The sequence below is a fragment of the Candidatus Albibeggiatoa sp. nov. BB20 genome (assembly GCA_016744725.1).
Taxonomy (GTDB): domain Bacteria; phylum Pseudomonadota; class Gammaproteobacteria; order Beggiatoales; family Beggiatoaceae; genus Albibeggiatoa.
In genome coordinates this window covers 1-20,061 of the sequence record JADGDW010000036.1, presented here as the reverse complement: position 1 = coordinate 20,061, position 20,061 = coordinate 1, and the positions used below count along the sequence as shown (strand labels likewise).

The window sequence follows — 20,061 nt, the reverse complement described above, 5'->3', positions numbered from 1 at the left end:
ACTACAATCTATTTAGGCAGTTGGCCAGTATAAAGGTTTATTTGTAAATACAGCATGGCATCCTATTTTACACCATTTAATTTCTAAACTCTTAGCAATTAAAGTTTAAACGGATGTAGTCAGTTGAGTAATGTATTTTATTATGAAGTGCCCTACCTTAAAAAGGCCTTGATAACTATTCAACAATAATACCAATTTAAAAATTCTTATACATTTAAGCTTTAAAATAAAGATAAGTTCACTAATAATAGAAAGATAATAAGCTAAATATTTTTACGTTTTTATCAAAATTATTTAAGAAAGGTAGGTTTTTATGTTTAATATTTTTTTAGGGCTAGCGTTGTTGCTGTTTGGACAACTGCTCCCCGCAGAAGATACGGTTGGCGTGCCGATAGGAAATCCATCTAATACAGGACAGCCAGCAGCACCCACAGGTGGTGATAATTCTTCACCTCTACCACCAAATGGCGATGGTTCTTCGCCAACATCGACAAATGGCGATGGTTCTTCACCAACATCAGCAAATGACGACGGTTCTTCACCAACATCGACAAATGGCGATGGTTCTTCACCAACATCGACAAATGGTGATGGTTCTGAGAATCCTACACAGCCAGATAGTACAACAACAGTACAAATAGGTTTATTGCAAACCGTAGAAACATTTGATAACACACAACTATCTCTTTCTATTTCTGAAGCGGGTGAATGTGAATTGAGTATTGCTAATATCGAAACAGGAGAGGCTTACGCAGGACTCAGTGGTGATGTTGGGGAAACTGATAGTTGTGGTACGGATCAATTTTACTCATCAAATGTTTTATTTGATGCACAACAAATTACTAATGAAGGCTATTTTTGTTTTAAAACTGCAACCAATGGGTATTATGGATGGGGCATACATAATTGCAAAGAAATATCAGAATCTGAATTTGAGTATTCAGATACGGGTGAGAGTATTGAAATTCCAATTCATAAACCGCCAACACTACGCGTTCCAGAAGGTTTAACAGAAGAATTTATACTGGATAAAACAGTTGCTTATGGAGATAAATATTTTGCTACATTTAATGTGGACTCATCACGTAACTACAAATTAAAATATGAGCTGAAACATGCTCCTGTAGATACCCAGCTAGATAGTTATAATTATATTGCAACTTGGAAAGCGGTATTATTAGGCCGTTTTCGGTTTGATGTGATTGTGCGTGAGCTTGATGCAAAATTTCCTCAGGAATTAATTTTAAAAGCCAGTGTTAACGTACTTGAATATAAACTTACTGATTATGATATTGAGCCTGAAGAAATAGAAACCGTAACCGCAGAAAAGATGCAAAATCTGTCAGTAGAAGGATTCCAAGCGTTCCGTGAACCTAACATAAAAGGATTGCGTCCCGAAGCTTTTCGAAGCATCAATGCTGAACAAATGGCTTATATGACTTATTCGGCTATTTCAGCTATTTCAATTGAACAGTTCTCATTTATACCACCTAAAAGCTTACGAGGTATTAAAGCGGCATCTTTAGGTGGTTTTTCACCACAAGTGCTGTTTGAATTTACAACGGAACATATCAACAGTTTAGACCCTAACATCGTGTTTGGAAGATTGCCTAGTGAGGATACAACCAAGCTTGTGACAAACTTTGATCTAAGAAAAATTAGTGCTAAAGATATTAATGAGTTATTACCCATAGGTTGGTTTTTTGATGGACTTAATAGTGTGCTTATTGTACCAGGTGGGACTCCGCTAGCAATTAAGACTTTGGATGATAATCCAGCTCCAGCCTCAAGGGTTAATACACCTAAACTACCTAAATTAGATTCAGGGCTTGCATTGGGTGGTGATTCAGAGGAAGAAGATACGATTTTGTCACACATGAATCTAGCATTAAGCGAAAATAATTTAGGTCAATTTAAGTTTGCCCAAAATGCGGATGGTATTGTTAAAGTTGCTGATGAGTCAGGATTACAATTTGCATTTATTCCTGATAATAATAGCTTTTCTCAGCAAGAAAGTGATGCAGAATCCAATATTCAAATAGGTCAACGTAACTTAAATATTACCACTTCAGAAAGCCAATCATTATCCTTAATTCCTGCTCCCAAAGACATGACAGCCTTACAAAATATATTGCCAAATGGTGATATTACGATGGGAGAAAAAGGTGATGTGATTTTTGACTATGCAAATGTCTCAGATAACCGTGGTCTGCGTGAGGACGAAGAATCAGATGTGGTTGTCGTATGCGAGTTTGATGCTTTTGTCGAAACCTCCTCATCAGATTCAGATTGTGAAAGTTATGACGACTACGATATTTATGCTTGTGATGATAGTTTTTCAGACGAATTAGGGGTGCAAATTACTCGTCGTGCTGGACGTTTAACTAGAGCGGGAGAGTATCAAGTGCCTGAAGGCAAAATGGCTTATGGTGATACGACAGCACAAACGATTTATCCAACGATCATAGAACCTTCCATATTTCTCACCATGCTACACCAGATTGATGGTTTAGAAGATGCCGAAATTTATAAAAATGGATCGTATTTGGTTACTTTTAATCAAGCAAAATATATTCTGCAACCTGATTTTACTGCAACTGCAACACCATTACCGAAAAAAGGCCAACTTGTACCCCCTGCAATACATTTTCGAGAAGGTGGATATTTAGACTATGAGGTTGAATCTAACGATATTGAATATGTACAAAAGGTATTCATTAATCCATATATAGAATAAGATAGTATCACTATCCATACTGTGCTGTAGAAGCCTGCTATGGGTAGTCTGTTTTATTTGCTAAAATCATATTAATTAGCTCTTTGCTAGGAATTTAGATGAAACGAGCAGCTACTAGAAAGCCAACTCGCACTCCAGTTCAACCCGCCCCGCGTCCAAAACGCGCTCAACCAACAGTGCAGCGAGATCATTTAAACGCATGGTTAGCACATCATTTGGATGTATTAAGTAGTAGCTTCAAACAGCTTGTAAAAACCCCAATGACGACCTTAATGACTGCAGCAGTGATTGGTATTGCACTGACGTTACCGACAAGTTTGTTGATTTTACTGCAAAATGCACAGCATGTGAGTCAAGATTGGGGAGGTTCGGTACAAATTTCACTGTTTTTACAACCACAGGTATCTGATGAACAAGCCCATGTTTTGGCTAAGAAATTACAAAATCAGTACGATTTAGGCAGTATTCGCGTTATTACTCATGATGAGGCCTTTGCTGAATATCAAACATTATCTGGATTCGGTGAAGCTCTACATGCTTTAGAACAGAATCCATTACCTGCAGTATTAGTACTCAGTCCCCAATTTGATATTACAGACCCTCAATACAGCGAAACCTTGCTGAATCAATTACAAACTTTAGAAATGGTGGATATTGCGCAATATGACATGTTGTGGTTGCAACGCTTGTTTGCCATGCTAAAAATTGTGCAGCGTAGCGTGTGGATTTTAGGATTTTTATTAGCATTAGCTGTGCTATTAATTGTTGGGAATACGATTCGCTTGTCTATCTATAATAAGCGAGAAGAGATTGAAATCACTAAATTATTTGGGGCAACCGATGAATTTATCCGCAGACCCTTTTTATACACAGGACTTTATTATGGTTTAGCAGGCAGCCTGATTGCGTGGATATTGGTTTCGATTTCATTTTACTTATTAGTCGAACCTGTGAAAAAGCTATCCAGTTTATATTATGTTGAATATGAAATGATTACTTTAGGTGTCACTAGCAGCCTCTTGTTATTTCTGATGGGTGCAGGCTTAGGTTTACTTGGAGCTTGGTTATCTGTTGGGAGGCATTTAAGAGAAATTCAACCACGTTAAATAAACATTGAAATAAATATACGCTTTATCAATTGTCATCTTATCCAACCTGATAAAGCGGGCTTTCACACAGTTAAAAACTACACTATTCCTTCCTTTGAACTACGTTTAAGGCTCTTGTGTTCGAATTTCCAATAATTCCTGTTTAAGTTGCTTAAAGGCTATTGAAAACTCATTTGATACTAATTGTTGAGCATAAATGATATTTTGCTCTTTAGCGGCTGCCTCAAATTGGGTGCATAAACTGACTAATCCAACTGCGCCAATGTTTGAGCACGCCCCTTTAAACTTATGAGCAGCAGAATAAATAAGCTCTGCATCTTTAGCCTGTACCGCGTGCTCTAATTCATTTTGATAGTTTGGTAATTCATTGATAAAAATGTCAATTAACCAGCCAATACCACGTTTTCCCATATCTTTGCGGATATTATCTAAAGCGCGTTTAGAAATTAATTCTATATTGACTAGAGGCTGTTGTATTTCAACAGGTTTATGCTCAGGGTGAACGCCTAAATACTGCATTAAAATATTATGTAGCACTTCTGATTTAATTGGCTTGCTTAAAAAATTATCCATCCCCGCCATCACACATTCTTCACGATCCAGCGCAGTTGCATTGGCAGTCAGAGCAATAATTGGAATTCGTTCTATGGCATCGCCTAATGACTCAGCTTGACGAATATAACGAGTGGCATGTAAACCATCCATTTCAGGCATGTGGCAATCCATAAACACTAAATCATAACGGGCTTCGGTCATCGCTTGTAGCACATCCCGTCCATTTTCAACCACAGAAACCTCACAACCCAATTGTCTTAACAGTTCGCATAATACTTCTTGATTAATTTTGTTATCTTCAGCTAATAGAATATGCCAGCCTGAAAAATCAGTTGGGATCATTTGCTGAATGTTGCTTGATTTTTTTTGATTGTTTAAACCAAATAATTGCAATAAACAATCTGATAACTGCTTAGGTAATAATGGCTTATATAAGATACCATCCACCACCCACTGTTGGGGCACAACAAAACTATCAATTGCATTAACAATAATTTTTAATGGGTAATCCGCTTGTTTTTGTTTAATATACTGTAAAACTTTAGAATAACGTCCTTCATCAGCTAAAATATGAAAATCAATGATAATTGCATCATAAGGGGTCGCCTGCTGATTGGCTTCAGATAGACAAGTATAACAATGACCTATGGTATCAGTGGCTTGTACAGAAATCTGCCAGTTTTGCAAATAAGTTTCTAAAATACTTAGGCTTATCGTATGTTGTTCTAAGAGTAAAATACGTTTTTGGCGCAGCATATTCATTGAATTCGCATCAGGTTGATCTAGTGCTATATTCATTTTTTGTAAAGGTAGTTTAAGCCAGAAACGACTACCTTGCTGTTGTTCGCTGTTCACGCCAATTTCGCCGTGCATCAAGGTTAATAAACGTTGAGAAATCACCAGTCCTAAGCCTGTACCACCATAACGCCGCGTGGTTGAACTGTCAGCCTGTGAAAAAGCTTGAAATAGATTTTCCTGCTCTTGCGGGGTCATCCCTATGCCTGTATCTTGCACTTCAATATAAAATAGAGCCTGCTTATTATCTTGTTCTAATATTTTGATTATTAAAGTTATTTCACCCTCACTGGTAAATTTAATCGCATTGCCTAATAAGTTGACAAGAATTTGTCGAATACGTCCCGCGTCCCCATAAAATAGGCTGGCTAAATCGCTTGGAAATTGGCAAATAAAAGCCAGGGATTTTTGTTGTATGGTGATATTAAACAAGCTAATCACTTCGCTTACTAAATTTTCCAAATCAAAGGGTAAATATTCTAATTCTAATTTTTTGGCTTCGATTTTAGAAAAATCCAAAATATCATCGATTAAATTCAATAAAGCCTCGCCAGAGTGATGAATCACTTCAACATAACGTTGTTGCTTATCATCTAATATTGTTTTACCTAATAGCTCAGTCGTACCAATCACCCCATTCATTGGGGTACGAATCTCATGACTCATGGTTGCAAGAAAATCACTTTTGGCTTGGCTTGCTGATTCTGCGGCTTCTTTAGCAATATGTAATTGTTCTTCAGTACGTTTTCGTTGTGAAATATCCCGTATAAAACTGAATAACAACGGCTGAGTTTCGCCATGCACCGATGGATAGGTACAAGTACTGCTGATTTCAATATCAATTTTATGACCATCTTTATGTTTTAAGCAACTTTCAGTACGTAAATGGCCTTTTTGTAGCAGTTTGGTTAAAAACTCTTCGGTTTCTTCTTTGGTTTGATAAATATCTAATTCATGAATTTTACAATTTAATAGTTCTTCAGTTGTATAGCCTGTTAATTGACAAAAAGCCTCATTAACTTCTTTTAAATGTCCTGTTTCATCTAAAATACAAAATCCATCCATAGAATTCTGTAAAATCATTTTGTTACGTCGAACTTGTTGGAAAAATTGCTGTTCTATATCTTGGCGTTTAGTAATATCCGAGGCTAAAATCAATGCGCCTGCCACTTGCTTGGTATCATTTAATAAAGGAGCGTAAACAATTTCAAACACATAAGGTGATTTATTCAACTTAATGATATTGCAAACCCGTTGGTTATTAAGAGCTAATTGTACATTGGCCAAAAATTCAGGTATCTCTCGATAATAGGTAAAAATGGATTGTCCAACGAGTTCATCTTGACTCAAACCTAAGGTGATAAGCCCTTGACCACGGGAAAATGTGATAGCCCCTTTACAATTCACTACCCATAAAATCACAGGCAAACTATTCACAATTGCTTGTAATTGGGCTTCTTTAGATAATAATGCTGATTCTGTGGTTTGATATTTTTTATCTATTTTTGAAATTTGATAGGATAAAAATCCACCTAGGAAAATAAAACTAATGAAAATCCCTAAATAATCAAGAAAAATCAAGTTTTTTTGTTTTTCAAAATACTGATTATCTAAAGGTACGCTGAGCAGTTTCCATTGTAATGAATTTATTATTTTTTCAGCTAAAATTACTTGAGTTGATGAAAGTTGGTGGGTATGCCCTTGTTTAGTAAAAATTGTTTTCGTGGGATGATTATCATGAGTGATTAAAAGTAATTCTTGATAAGGGGTTGAAAATTTTAAGCTATCTAAAACAATTTGGGCAGGAAAACCAATGATTAGCATTCGATGCTCAATTTTGAGTGTGATAGTAAAAAAAGGTGATTGTTTGTAGTGATGCAGATCAAAATAGATCGGTTTGTTAATAAAGTTTTTTAACTTATTAGAGTGGTAATCATTAAAGGCTTTTTCACCATCAGCAGCTATAATTTGTCCTTCTTTTTGCAGCAAAATGTAGCCAATTGCCTGAGGCAAAAATTGTTTTATACGCTGTAAAAATGGTTTTATATATTGGTGATTATTTTCTTGTAATAAAAAGGTTAATAGGTCTTTTTCAGTTTCTATGAGTAATTGTGCATTGTGTTTTTTGTTAGAAATGATTTTTTCTATATATTCAGAACTATAGAATATAGAATACTGTGCTAATGTCGTTTGTTTTTGCCTCAAGCTGTCAGATTGGCTATAGCTTAACCATAGCAATAAAACAGCTAAACACAAAGATAAACTTATAAATAGCAAATAAATTCGACTAGAAAGATAGGATAATGTCATTATTTTTTAATATGGACTGATGGAGGGGGAAAATATAAACTTTATTTTAATAAGGATAACATAGCAAGCTTACGGTTTGAATCATAACCTTAGAAGGCTGGTATCTCCCCCTGCATAAAACCAGCCTACTTTAGATAATGCAGTGTTTTTTAGGTTTTACAAGCTTGTTTATCTTCACAATGTATGACTTCAATCGAAATATGCGATAAATGGAAGGCATGTAGTAATTTTTTATAATGGCTAGCAGGTTTTGGCTCATCAGTGACGAGGGCAATAATCGCGGCATTATTATCGGGGCTGACACGCCATACATGTAAATCAGCAATCCGATTGTCTGAATCAGATTCGATAGTGGATTGAATTTGTTGTTTTGTGTCGTCAACGCTACGATCAAGCAAAATACCGCTGGATTCTTGTAATAAACCATACGCCCAACGCATAATAATCACCATACCGACTAAGCCCATGACAGAATCTAACCAAGTCATGCCCGCATATTTACCAATAATCAGTGCAATAATGGCTAATACAGAGGTTAATGCGTCGGCTAATACATGAAAATAAGCGGCTTTTAAATTATGGTCATGATGATGCTCGTCGTGTCCATGATGATGCCCGTGATGGTGGTCATGTCCACCGCCTTGTAGTAGCCATGCTGATGCGAGATTGACGATAAGCCCTAACACCGCAACAATAATGGCTTCGTTGAATTGAATTTCATGCGGTGAGAAGAGGCGTTGCATGGATTCTAAGCCAATCATAAATGCAACGACGGCTAAAGCGATAGCGCTGGCAAACCCACCTAAAACATTGACTTTTCCTGTCCCAAAACTGAATTGTTCGCTATTTGTGTAGCGTCTGGCGTATTGATAAGCAAATAGTGTAATTGTAAACGCTGCAACGTGCGTTCCCATGTGCCAACCATCGGCCAATAATGCCATTGAACCATACGAATAGCCTGCAACAACTTCAATCACCATGGTAATTGTGGTTAAAACTAGAACTTGCAGGGTACGGGTTTCACCTTTTACATTATGGTTTGAGAAGTCATGTGAATGTTGCCATTTTTGTAGCGTTTGTGAATGCATCTATTTAAGCTCCAGATAGAAATAATTCTCATTATAAACTAATTTTGGGGAAAATTTGAGACAAGCAGGGTTAAAAATCACTCTATAATTGTAGGTGTATATTGTGAGTAGTCATTGGTTTCACTCTGTTAAAGGATGTTATTATGAAAACGCTTGTTATTGGTATGTCTATTATATTCAGTAGTTTAGTGATTACACCTGTGTTGGCTTCAGAGGAAAAAGGGGTTTCGTTAGAACCGATTGTGAATGCGACGAAGAATGCAATTCCATCCAGCCTTAAAGTACCTGCAAATGTGAAAGATACGCTTGTCCCTATTAGTGTTCGTGTACCTGAAGGGGATATTGAAACGTTTTGGAGTCAGCAGGCTTGGGCAGATTTGAATCCAGCAGAGCAAGCATTGTGGGCGGTATTGGGTTGGAATGAGGCCAGTTGGCTTGAGGAACAGCCTGCACCTGCGTCTGATTCTAAAACATGGTTTGAGTTAACAGAAAACGAGATTATTGCGGCACAGCAATTGGGTTATACTCAAGAATTATGGGATACAGCGTCAACTGAGGATGCTAAATAGTTTTATCTAAGGATTGAGAGTCTTAAGAAATTTCTCTTTGAGGCTCTTGTGGAATTCAATCATGTTAATCATGAAATGTCTGAGTCAGGGTTTAGAGATTTTCAGCAATTTCAAATATGCCTACAATCAAAATCCTGTCCATCCATCAATCCGTTAAATCCTGTTCTGAACAAGATGACACAGATTTAAAGATTTTCAGGATTAAAAACAATCGATTTGCCACACTTCCCAAAAATATCTACAATTAAAATCTTGTCCATCCATCAATCCGTTAAATCCTGTTCTGAACAAGATGACACAGATTTAAAGATTTTCAGGATTAAAAACAATCGATTTGCCACACTTCCCAAAAATATCTACAATCAAAATCCTGTCCATCCATCAATCCCTTAAATCCTGTTCTGAACAAGATGAAACAGATTTAAAGATTATCAAGATTAAAAACAATCGATTTGCCACCATTCCCAAAAATATCTACAATCAAAATCTTGTCCATCCATCAATCCCTTAAATCCTGTTCAAAAGACAAGCATCATGACCGACCTAGACATCATCAAACAATTAGAGCAAGAAATTGATAAAAAGTTAGAGCAAATTGATTTAGATAAAGTGACTAGTTATTCTGGAGAAAACGGCTATGCAGTGGATAAAAATAATAATGTTGTTGGGTTGAGTTTAGATTATTTAGAGCTTTCAGTAATTCCTAACTCTTTGATTTATTTGATAAATTTAAAAAAATTATCACTAGTTGGCAATGATTTCAATATTCTCTCCAACTCATTTACTCAACTGCAAAATTTGATGGAACTAAGATTATATAATAACCAGCTACAAGAACTACCAACGTCGTTTGGGCAACTGCAAAACTTGAGGGAGTTATATTTAGAAAACAACCAACTACAAGAATTACCAACGTCGTTTGGGCAACTGCAAAATTTGAGATGGTTAGAATTACATAACAACCAACTAAAAGAGCTGCCAGCGTCATTTGGGCAACTGCAAAATTTGAGTTATTTAGATTTAAGTTATAACCAGCTAAAAGAGCTGCCAGCGTCGTTTGGAAAATTTCAAAATATGTACCATATTGCGTTATTTAATAACCCCCTCAAAACCCCGCCATACGAAATAGCAACCCAAGGAATTGAATCCATCCGCAACTATTTCAACGCCCTTGGTGACAACCCACAACCAATGAATGAATTAAAAATGCTACTGGTTGGTGAAGGCGCATCAGGCAAAACCTCTTTAGTCAAACAACTGTTGGGCGAAAACTTTAATGAACACGAATCACAAACCCATGGCATCTTAATCCGTCACTGGCAATTTGACACCGCAACCCTACCGATCAAAGCACGACTATGGGACTTCGGCGGACAAGAAATCATGCACGCCACCCATCAATTTTTCCTATCCAAACGCAGCCTATACCTACTGGTACTCGATGGACGCAAAGAAGAAAAAACCGAATATTGGCTACAACATATCGAATCATTCGGCGGACAATCTCCCGTACTGATTATCTTAAACAAAATGGATGAAAACCCCGGATTTGACGTAAACCGCACCTTTTTACAACAAAAATACCCTTTTATCGTCGGTTTTTACCGCATTTCCTGCAAAACCACACGCGGCATTGATGAACTCAAACAAGCAATACAACAAGCCATCGCCAAAGTTGAAATCCTAGAAACCCTATGGCCTGAAAGCTGGCTCAAAGTCAAACAAGCCTTAGAACAAAAAAATGTAGAAGGTGAAAAATACATTCCTTATGATGATTACGTCAAACTGTGCGAAACCAACGACATCAAACAAGAATCCTTTCAACAAACTCTCGTCAAATTCCTCCACGACTTAGGCATCGTCATCCACTTTAAACAAGCCTTACTCGAAGAAACCAACGTCATCAACCCCAAATGGGTCACAGAAGCGGTTTACAAAATCATCAACTCCGAAAACCTTGCCAACAACAAAGGCATACTTGAACACGCAGAATTCTGCCAATATCTCAGCTCCTGCGTTCCCTCACATAAACAAAACTATATTCTTGAATTAATGAGAAAATTTGAACTGTGCTACCAAATCGAACACACAAAACAAATCCTAATCCCCGATTTACTGCCCGTTGAACAACCTGCCTTTGAATTTGACAAAACAGACGCGATCCAATTTTTATTAAGTTACGAATTTCTACCCAAAACCATCATTGCTAAATTCATCGTCAAAATGCACCGAGATATTAAACAAGAATTACGCTGGCGCACAGGCGCGGTATTAGAAGACAAACAATTCAATGCAACGGCGGTGATTGTGGCGGACGAAGAAAAAAGACAGATTTCAATTCAAATCAATGGGCAACAGAAACGCGAATATTTTGCCGCAATTTTATACACATTCCGCGATATTCGTAAAATTTTTGAAGAATTAAGTGTACAAGAACTGATTTGCTTGCCTGACAATCCAGAAGAAACCGTCAGTTATAAAAAACTTATCAAATTAGAACAACGTGGCAAAACTGAATATGCAGGCGAAGAACGAGATTATTCACTGGCTGAATTATTGGGTACAGTTCGCACCGAAGACCCTATGCAACAAGTGCTTTCAATCGTCAGAAAATTATCTGAACAAATGCTCACCAAAGACGAATTTTTACAGAAATCAGACGATATTTTAAAAATGATTGCCGAAACATCTGATTCAGAACAAGAATTACAAGAAAAGATCAGCCGTATTTTTATGGTTCAACCTAATATCATGGGGATTGGGATTAATTTCGATGAATTATATGAAGCAGCAAGCCGTTGGTTTAAAACCCGTTAATTTAAAAATATATTATTCCCATGCGCTGCGTCATGAATATATTCGATGTGACACGTCTTGAAGACATTCCCACATGGCATGTGGGAACGAGACTTTTTAACTAACCCGCCACAATATTGACTAATTTCTTCGGTACAACAATCACTTTTCGCACGGTTTTGTCCGCAGTGAATTTCTGAACTTGCTCGTCATTCAACGCCATTTGTTCAATAACATCTTTCGACGCATCGGCAGCAACCGTAATATTCGCACGGCGTTTACCATTCACTTGCACCACTAAATTAAGCTCATCTTGTACCAACGCAGATTTATCCACAGTTGGCCATTCCGCATCTAAAATTAAACCTGTTTTGCCTAAGGCTTCCCATAAATTTTGGGTCATGTGCGGAATAATTGGCGCAAGCATCAATACCACCGCTTCATAACCTTCTTGTGCAACGGCATTCATTTGTGGGCTATTTTTGGCTTTGCTTAAGCTATTCAATAACTCACGCATACTGGCAATCGCGGTATTAAACGTATAACGTCGCCCTAAATCATCGCTGACTTTTTCAATCGTAGCGTGAATGTGACGGCGCAAGGCTTTTTCATCCGAATTTAATTTTGCCAAGTTCAAAGTAGGAATGTCTCTTTGGGTATGCTCATACATCCATTGCCACAAACGACGTAAAAACCGCGCCGAACCTTCCACACCTGACTCAGACCATTCTAAAGATTGATCGGGCGGCGAATCTGACATCATGAATAAGCGCACTGTATCCGCGCCAAATTTGTTAATCATCAATTGTGGATCAACGCCGTTGTTACGCGATTTGGACATCTTGCCCATACCGCCATGTTCTACAGGTTTACCTTGATAACTGGCACTGGTAATCCGTCCTTTTTCATCGGTTTCGGTTTTCACGTCTTGCGGCGCAATCCATAGTTTTTCACCTGCTTCCGTCATTTGCGAAAATGAATCTGCTAACACCATACCTTGAGTCAATAAACGTTTGAACGGCTCATCACAAGTCACAAAGCCTTCATCACGCATGAGTTTATGGAAAAATCGTGCATACAATAAATGTAAAATCGCATGTTCAATCCCGCCGATATATTGGTCAACAGGTAGCCAATGTTTCGCTCGTTCGTCTAACATGCCTTGTTCATAATCCGCACTGGCAAATCGCGCGTAATACCAAGAGGATTCAAAAAAGGTGTCAAAGGTATCGGTTTCACGTTCTGCCGCCCCGCCACATTTAGGGCAAGTGGTTTGATAGAAATTAGGGTCTTTCTTAATCGGCGAACCTGCTCCATCTAACACCACATCTTCAGGTAATTTAACGGGTAAATCTTTCTCAGGCACAGGCACTGCACCACAAGTTGGACAATTGATAATTGGAATCGGACAACCCCAATAACGTTGACGCGATACGCCCCAATCCCGCAAACGATAATTGACTTGGCGTTCACCTTGTTGACCCGCTTCTAAATGTTCGGCGATTTTGACAAACGCTTGTTGTGAAGTCAGTCCATCGAATTGCGCTGAATGAAACAATATGCCTTTTTCAGTCATTGCCGCGTCCATAGTTTCAGGCAATTCACTGTCAGCAGGTTTAATCACTTGTTTAATTGATAAACCGTATTTTTGGGCAAATTCAAAATCGCGTTGGTCATGTGCAGGCACGGACATCACCGCCCCAGAGCCGTAACCCATTAACACGAAATTGGCAACCCACACGGGGACTTCATCGCCCGTAATTGGATGGGTGGCGCGTAAACCTGTATCCATGCCTAATTTTTCTGCGGTTTCAATATCGGCTTCAGCCATGCCACCTTGACCACATTGTTCAATAAATATCGCGAGTTTGGGATTATTTTCAGCCGCTTGTTTTGCCACGGGATGTTCTGCCGCAATCGCCATATACGTCACACCCATCAACGTATCGGGGCGGGTGGTGAATACGGTTAAGTCTTCGTCATTGAGTTTAAAATGAATTTCAACCCCTTCCGAGCGTCCAATCCAGTTGGCTTGCATGGTTTTGACTGCTTCTGGCCAGTCGTCCAATGTATTTAAATCATTGAGTAATTCTTCTGCATAGGCGGTGATTTTCAAGAACCATTGTGGAATCTCGCGCCGTTCAATCAATGCACCCGAACGCCAGCCGCGCCCATCAATCACTTGTTCGTTGGCTAACACGGTTTGGTCGATGGGATCCCAGTTGACGATCGCATTTTTTTTATACACTAAGCCTTTTTCGTATAAACGGGTGAAAAACCATTGTTCCCAACGGTAATATTTATCGGTACAGGTTGCTAGCTCGCGTGACCAGTCATAGCCAAAACCAAGGCGTTGCAGTTGTTCGCGCATGTAGTCGATATTGGCATACGTCCATTTTGCAGGGGCGGTTTTGTTTTGAATCGCGGCATTTTCCGCTGGCAGTCCAAACGCATCCCAGCCCATTGGTTGCAGCACGTTTTTGCCTTGCATCCGTTGGTAGCGTGAAATCACATCGCCGATGCTATAGTTGCGAACGTGTCCCATGTGCAGTTTTCCACTGGGATAAGGAAACATGGAAAGACAATAAAATTTTTCTTTATCGCTGTCTTCTGTCACTTTGAACACGTCTTGTTGTGTCCAACGTTTTTGTACTTCGGTTTCTATCTTTTGAGGATCGTATTGTTGTTGCATAGAGTTTTATTTTGAAAGATGTATTATAGGATTTACTGGTTAGTATTATATACTACGAGCACGAATATAAATGAAATGATGGTGAGTATGATTAAGTAGTTAAAATAATAAATTAGTTTTCTGCTCTTCAATCAAAACAAACTCATTTTCTTCATTAATTTTTCCAAAGTAAATTTCTAGTAATTTCTCAAACTTTTTAGATATTTTAATAGAGTACGAAAGCAGTTTATCTATAAAACTGGTTTAAAGTCCTTATCAAGAAAATAAAGTATAATAATGAGGTTTAAGTTGGAGCTAAAAGATGCGATATACAAGTAGTTCAACAGATGTGGACAGAGTTGATGATAATAGATTCTCAGGCGGTCAAAAATACCTGCAATGCCAGTGTAGAGAGCAAGGGGTACTGCTTTTTTAAATCAACGAATGGAATTAAACGGCATTTGGCAGTAGATAGTTTAGGGTTTCCATTTTTTACTCATGAAATTGATAACCAATGACTTAATAGCAATTGGATAGTCACTGTTGGCTACCAAAGAGCTATATTCTATGAATTAAGAAGCACTAAATCAAACAATAAAAAAAGGCGAACCCCACAATGGAATCCACCTTTTTCAAAAACTATAATATTAAAAAATTATAAGTCTTTCATAGCACTTAATAACTCAGCTGCCATCTTCTGACCATCACCGTATAACATACGAGTATTATCAGCATAGAACAACAAGTTTTCAACGCCAGAGAAACCAGCCCCTTTACCACGTTTAATCACAATCGCATTTCTGGCTTTATCCGCATTTAAAATCGGCATACCATAAATTGGACTGTCTGGATTAGAACGTGCCACAGGGTTTACAACATCGTTTGCACCGATAATCAATACCACATCAGTTTGTTCAAACTCTTCGTTGATTTCTTCCAAGTCGAAAATCATGTCATAAGGCACACCCGCTTCCGCAAGCAATACGTTCATGTGACCCGGCATCCGACCCGCAACAGGATGAATTGCAAATTTCACTGTCACATCTTTCTCAGTCAATGCTTTGGTTAATTCCCAAATTTTGTGCTGTGCTTGCGCAACCGCCATACCGTATCCAGGAATAATAACCACTTGGCTAGCATACGTCATTGAAATCGCCGCATCAGTTGCATCAATTTCTTTCATTGTGCCTTCAACTGCTTCTTCTTCACCAGAACTGCCCGTGTTTGAACCAAAGCCGCTGAATAAGACATTAGCCAATGATCGGTTCATCGCTTTCGCCATCAATTGGGTTAACAATGTACCCGAAGAGCCAACCACTGTACCCGCAATAATCATTGCAGCATTGCCTAATACAAAGCCTTCAAATGCAACCGCTAAACCTGTTAACGCGTTGAACAATGAAATCACCACAGGCATATCCGCGCCACCAATTGGCAAGGTCATCATCACACCAAATACTAAGGCGACAGTAAAGAATAAAATAATCATGAAGTCACTGGCATCTGCACCTTGTAACAAGACAATTATGCCAAGTATCAAGGATGCTGCAAATAAACCTAAATTAACAAATTGCTGATTTGGGAAAATAAATGATTTCTTGATTAAACCTTGTAATTTAGCAAACGCAATCATTGAGCCTGAGAATGCAATACTACCGATTAACGCACCTAAAATCGCTAAGATTTGAATTGTAGTGTCATCAATACCTTGGAATAATTCTACCGCAGCAATTGCACCCGCAGCACCACCGCCAAGGCCATTATAAATCGCAATCATTTGTGGCATATCGGTCATCGCTACTTTCTTAGCGAACCACCATGCAGCACCAGAACCAGCAAGAATTGCTAAAATCATCAAGCCATAATTGTGCATTCCGGGATACATAAATGTGGCTAAAGTTGCCAACACCATGCCCACGCCAGCCCACACAATACCGCCACGTGCTGTGACAGGTGAACTCATTTGCTGCAAGCCAAAAATAAATAATACAGCCGCTAAGAAATAAGATAATTCAATCGTCAAAGCCGACCATGAAAACACGGACTCAGGCATATGAGATACTGCTACACCGATTGATTGTTCTAAATGCTCAACTCGCAGTTGCAATGCTTGGAGCTGTTCTGCAACGCCATTTGCCACTTGCGGTAACTCGTTTGTTATTTCAGTCACTGGTTATCGCTCCCTTATTTCTTATTACTGCTTTGGAACATTTCTAACATACGTTCCGTAATAAAATAACCACCCACAGCATTACCCGCAGCAAATGCCACCGCAATAAAGCCAATGGCTTGCTCTAATCCTGTTTCAGCATGTCCCAATGCGACCATCGCACCGACTAAAACGATACCATGTACGAAATTTGAACCTGACATTAGCGGTGTATGTAAAATCACAGGCACACGCGCAATGATGACATATCCCGTAAATGCGGAAAGCATGAAAATATACAAGGCAGTCATGCCACTAAAACCTTCTAACATTGAATCATCTCCTTTTGTTAACAATTAAGGGCAAATTTTACACGCCTGATAACTGTTAATCGTCTAGTCTTCCCGCACGACTGCATTGCCTTCAATGGCTTGGCGAGTCGGTTCATGTTTAATTGCACCGTCATGGGTTAACGTGCTACCTGCAATCACTTCGTCTTCCATATCAAGGTTTAAATTAGCGTCTTTATCAATCATTAAACCTAATAAGTTAAACAAGTTCTTGGCATACATTTCACTCGCATGAACAGGCATTTCACTAGGTATATTCAAAGGCGCATGGATTTTAACTCCATTATGCTCAATGGTTTCACCTGGTTTAGTCAATTCACAGTTGCCGCCGCCTTCTGCTGCAATATCGATAATAACAGAACCTGTTGCCATTGCTTCAGCCATTGCCTTACTAATGATCTTAGGAGAAGGGCGACCTGGAATCGCTGCAGTAGTAATTACAACATGAGATTTTGCAATGTGTTCTGCTAATTTTTCTTGTTGTTGTTGTTTTTCTTCAGCAGTCAATTCGCGTGCATAACCGCCTGCGCCTTCTGCTTTGACATCCATTTCAACGAATTTCGCGCCTAAAGATTCAACTTGCTCTTTGGTTGCTGCACGCACGTCATAGGCTTCAACCATCGCGCCTAAACGTCTTGCTGTCGCAATAGCTTGTAAACCTGCAACACCTGCACCGATCACTAACACTTTAGCTGGGCGAATTGTACCTGCTGCGGTGGTTAACATTGGGAAGAATACGCTGGCTAAATCAGCACCCATTAATACGGCTTTATAACCTGCAACCGCAGCTTGTGAAGATAAAGCATCCATCGATTGGGCACGGGAAATACGTGGGACAAGTTCCATTGCTAAAGACGTAATTTTCTTATCACGCATTTTAGCTATAGCATCAGGATTTTTATGTGCTGACATAAAGCCAACCGCAATTGTGCCTGATTTCATTTGCTCAATTTCAGCTTCAGTAGGCGGTTGTACTTTAAGGATTATATCTGCCTTTTGGTACAATTCTGCTGCGCTGCCAGCGATTTCAATGTCTTTGAATAATTCATCAGGAAAATAGGCCGTTTCAGCCATGCCTTTTTCCATCATTACAGTCACGCCCATTTTCTTGAAACGTGCTGCAATATCAGGTACTAAAGCGACGCGCCGTTCCCCAGCCGTCACCTCCTTGGGTACTGCCACACATATTGGCATATTGCATTTCCTCGTATTTGGATTAGCTAAATCAAGCTTATGACTTTATAGTGTTATTTTATTAGAATATGATAATGTCATAATTTTGTGAAAAGTGGTACATCATATAACGGGATGGGCCTTCAGTAAACACAAACAGGGAGATTTTTCAGGGTATAAATGCCCGTTGGTTTCAACAAGCAATATTGCGATCCCAAAAATAAGCATTTATGATAAATGGTTTTTTTATTGGCTATTTATAACAATGGTTCGGACATTTTTTAAGACTTATAATAAAATTAAATCCATTACAAATGCAGCAGGAATATATAACTTTTTGAAATAGCTACATTCTCCAAAAAATGCCCGAGGTGTTATATCACTTGAGATTTTTTAATAAGTGGCTTAGCAACCGATTCTATCAATTCAATCAGTCCGCTTTCTCAACTTGTTTTTTAGCTTTGGCGCGTTCTACTGCTTCACTAATCTCATTCTTTTTATTAGCCATTTGAGCCTTTTTCTTATGTCGAGCGGCTTTTTCTTCTTTTTCTCGTTCTACACGGAAAGCTCTAAATTCATGACGTTGGCGTGCAACATCGGACTTTTGTTTTTCAACTTGCTGCGCCCGCACTTCTGATTTTGCATAGCGGAAATAACTAACCAAAGGAATTTGACTCGGACAGACATAAGAACAACAACCGCAGTCAATACAATCAAACAGGCTATGTGTTTGAATTTTTTCAAAGTCTTTGGAACGCGCATACCAATATAATTGCTGTGGTAATAAGTTGATTGGGCAGGCTTCAGCACATGCGCCACAACGAATACAAGGCATCGGTTCAATCTTTGATTCAATATCTTCAGGCGTTGAAACAATTAAGCAATTGGTCGTTTTAACCACAGGCAAGTCAGCACTAGGTAACGCCACTCCCATCATTGCACCACCCATAATTAAGCGGCTGGCATTAGGTTTGACATTACATTGTTCAATCACGCTAGACATGGGAGAGCCTAAAACCACTTCGAAATTTTGTGGCTGTTCAACCCCTGAACCTGTAACCGTTACAATACGCGATAACAGTGGACGGCCTTCAATTACCGCACGGTATACCGCTCTAGCCGTTTCCACATTATGTACCACGATACCGTGTTGCGCAGGCAATTCAGAACGGCCAATCTCTTTATCAGTTAAAACCTGAATCAATTGTCGTTCGCCGCCCATAGGATAACGAGTTGGCACTTTAATAACTTCAATTTCTTCATTTGCAGCAGCTTCACAAAGAGAATCATAAGCTTCTGGTTTGTTATCTTCAACGGCAATAATGCAACGTTTTGCACCACCCAATACATGTTTTAAAATCAACGCACCTTCAATCACATCGGCTGATTTTTCTTGCATCAAGCGATCATCACAAGTGATATAAGGCTCACATTCCGCACCGTTTAAAATAAGTGTATCAATGCCTTGCGGTTTTAATTTGAAATGGGATGGAAAACCAGCCCCCCCTAAACCAACAACACCTGCACGGGCAATACGGCGGCGAATGCGGCTGGGGTCTAATTCCAAATAATCAGAAATCGGTTGACAATTCCCGATTTTTTCATCTTTGCCATCGGTTTCAATCACAATACAGGTCGCACTTAATCCAGAAGGATGTGGCACATTGCGTTTTTCAATCGCAACAACAGTGCCTGAGCTGGAAGCATGAACGGGTGCGCTCATCATCAAGCTACAATCTTCTGCATGACAATGCGCAAT

Annotated in this window: 11 protein-coding genes; 4 read left to right on the top strand and 7 right to left on the bottom strand. The window is 38.9% G+C overall.

The window, feature by feature from the left end; all coding sequences use genetic code 11:
• Nucleotides 1-313: 313 nt before the first annotated feature.
• Nucleotides 314-2,737 carry a hypothetical protein gene (locus tag ABXH34_RS06130; protein WP_353570985.1) on the top strand — a complete coding sequence of 808 codons (2,424 nt, stop codon included), beginning with the start codon at nt 314-316 and terminating at the stop codon, nt 2,735-2,737.
• Between the two features lie 98 nt (nt 2,738-2,835).
• Complete coding sequence (ftsX, locus tag ABXH34_RS06125; RefSeq protein ID WP_353570984.1) at nt 2,836-3,843, top strand: permease-like cell division protein FtsX; 1,008 nt, start codon at nt 2,836-2,838, stop codon at nt 3,841-3,843.
• A 108-nt stretch (nt 3,844-3,951) separates the two neighbouring features.
• Here the strand turns inward: ftsX and ABXH34_RS06120 are convergent, their stop codons facing one another.
• A complete protein-coding gene (locus ABXH34_RS06120; protein WP_353570983.1) occupies nt 3,952-7,434 on the bottom strand; it encodes a response regulator in 3,483 nt (1,160 codons plus the stop codon).
• A 221-nt stretch (nt 7,435-7,655) separates the two neighbouring features.
• Nucleotides 7,656-8,594: a CDF family Co(II)/Ni(II) efflux transporter DmeF gene (gene dmeF / locus ABXH34_RS06115; RefSeq protein WP_353570982.1), complete on the bottom strand. Its 939-nt coding sequence runs from the start codon at nt 8,592-8,594 to the stop codon at nt 7,656-7,658.
• 143 nt (nt 8,595-8,737) lie between these two features.
• Between dmeF and ABXH34_RS06110 the strand changes: the two genes are divergently transcribed.
• Nucleotides 8,738-9,163: a hypothetical protein gene (locus ABXH34_RS06110; RefSeq protein WP_353570981.1), complete on the top strand. Its 426-nt coding sequence runs from the start codon at nt 8,738-8,740 to the stop codon at nt 9,161-9,163.
• A gap of 534 nt (nt 9,164-9,697) precedes the next feature.
• Nucleotides 9,698-11,980 (top strand): COR domain-containing protein, encoded by a 2,283-nt coding sequence (locus tag ABXH34_RS06105; RefSeq protein ID WP_353570980.1) that lies wholly within the window; start codon nt 9,698-9,700, stop codon nt 11,978-11,980.
• Nucleotides 11,981-12,080: 100 nt separating this feature from the next.
• Here ABXH34_RS06105 and leuS read toward each other — a convergent pair whose 3' ends face one another.
• The 5 genes from leuS to rsxC form a co-directional block, all read right to left on the bottom strand.
• Nucleotides 12,081-14,651 (bottom strand): leucine--tRNA ligase, encoded by a 2,571-nt coding sequence (gene leuS / locus ABXH34_RS06100; protein WP_353570979.1) that lies wholly within the window; start codon nt 14,649-14,651, stop codon nt 12,081-12,083.
• 634 nt (nt 14,652-15,285) lie between these two features.
• Nucleotides 15,286-16,800 carry an NAD(P)(+) transhydrogenase (Re/Si-specific) subunit beta gene (locus ABXH34_RS06095; RefSeq protein ID WP_353570978.1) on the bottom strand — a complete coding sequence of 505 codons (1,515 nt, stop codon included), beginning with the start codon at nt 16,798-16,800 and terminating at the stop codon, nt 15,286-15,288.
• Between the two features lie 14 nt (nt 16,801-16,814).
• Complete coding sequence (locus ABXH34_RS06090; RefSeq protein ID WP_353570977.1) at nt 16,815-17,111, bottom strand: NAD(P) transhydrogenase subunit alpha part 2; 297 nt, start codon at nt 17,109-17,111, stop codon at nt 16,815-16,817.
• Between the two features lie 63 nt (nt 17,112-17,174).
• Nucleotides 17,175-18,323 carry a Re/Si-specific NAD(P)(+) transhydrogenase subunit alpha gene (locus ABXH34_RS06085; RefSeq protein WP_353570976.1) on the bottom strand — a complete coding sequence of 383 codons (1,149 nt, stop codon included), beginning with the start codon at nt 18,321-18,323 and terminating at the stop codon, nt 17,175-17,177.
• Between the two features lie 409 nt (nt 18,324-18,732).
• Nucleotides 18,733-20,061 (bottom strand): electron transport complex subunit RsxC (rsxC, locus tag ABXH34_RS06080; RefSeq protein ID WP_353570975.1); only part of this gene is annotated, 1,329 nt, incomplete at its 5' end.

What these genes read in the sequence shown, in the direction of transcription:
- leuS (WP_353570979.1), bottom strand. Translation starts at nt 14,651, where the DNA reads ATGCAACAACAATACGATCCTCAAAAGATAGAAACCGAAGTACAAAAA.
- ABXH34_RS06110 (WP_353570981.1), top strand. Translation starts at nt 8,738, where the DNA reads ATGAAAACGCTTGTTATTGGTATGTCTATTATATTCAGTAGTTTAGTG.
- ABXH34_RS06105 (WP_353570980.1), top strand. Translation starts at nt 9,698, where the DNA reads ATGACCGACCTAGACATCATCAAACAATTAGAGCAAGAAATTGATAAA.
- ABXH34_RS06090 (WP_353570977.1), bottom strand. Translation starts at nt 17,111, where the DNA reads ATGTTAGAAGGTTTTAGTGGCATGACTGCCTTGTATATTTTCATGCTT.
- dmeF (WP_353570982.1), bottom strand. Translation starts at nt 8,594, where the DNA reads ATGCATTCACAAACGCTACAAAAATGGCAACATTCACATGACTTCTCA.
- ftsX (WP_353570984.1), top strand. Translation starts at nt 2,836, where the DNA reads ATGAAACGAGCAGCTACTAGAAAGCCAACTCGCACTCCAGTTCAACCC.
- ABXH34_RS06085 (WP_353570976.1), bottom strand. Translation starts at nt 18,323, where the DNA reads ATGCCAATATGTGTGGCAGTACCCAAGGAGGTGACGGCTGGGGAACGG.
- ABXH34_RS06130 (WP_353570985.1), top strand. Translation starts at nt 314, where the DNA reads ATGTTTAATATTTTTTTAGGGCTAGCGTTGTTGCTGTTTGGACAACTG.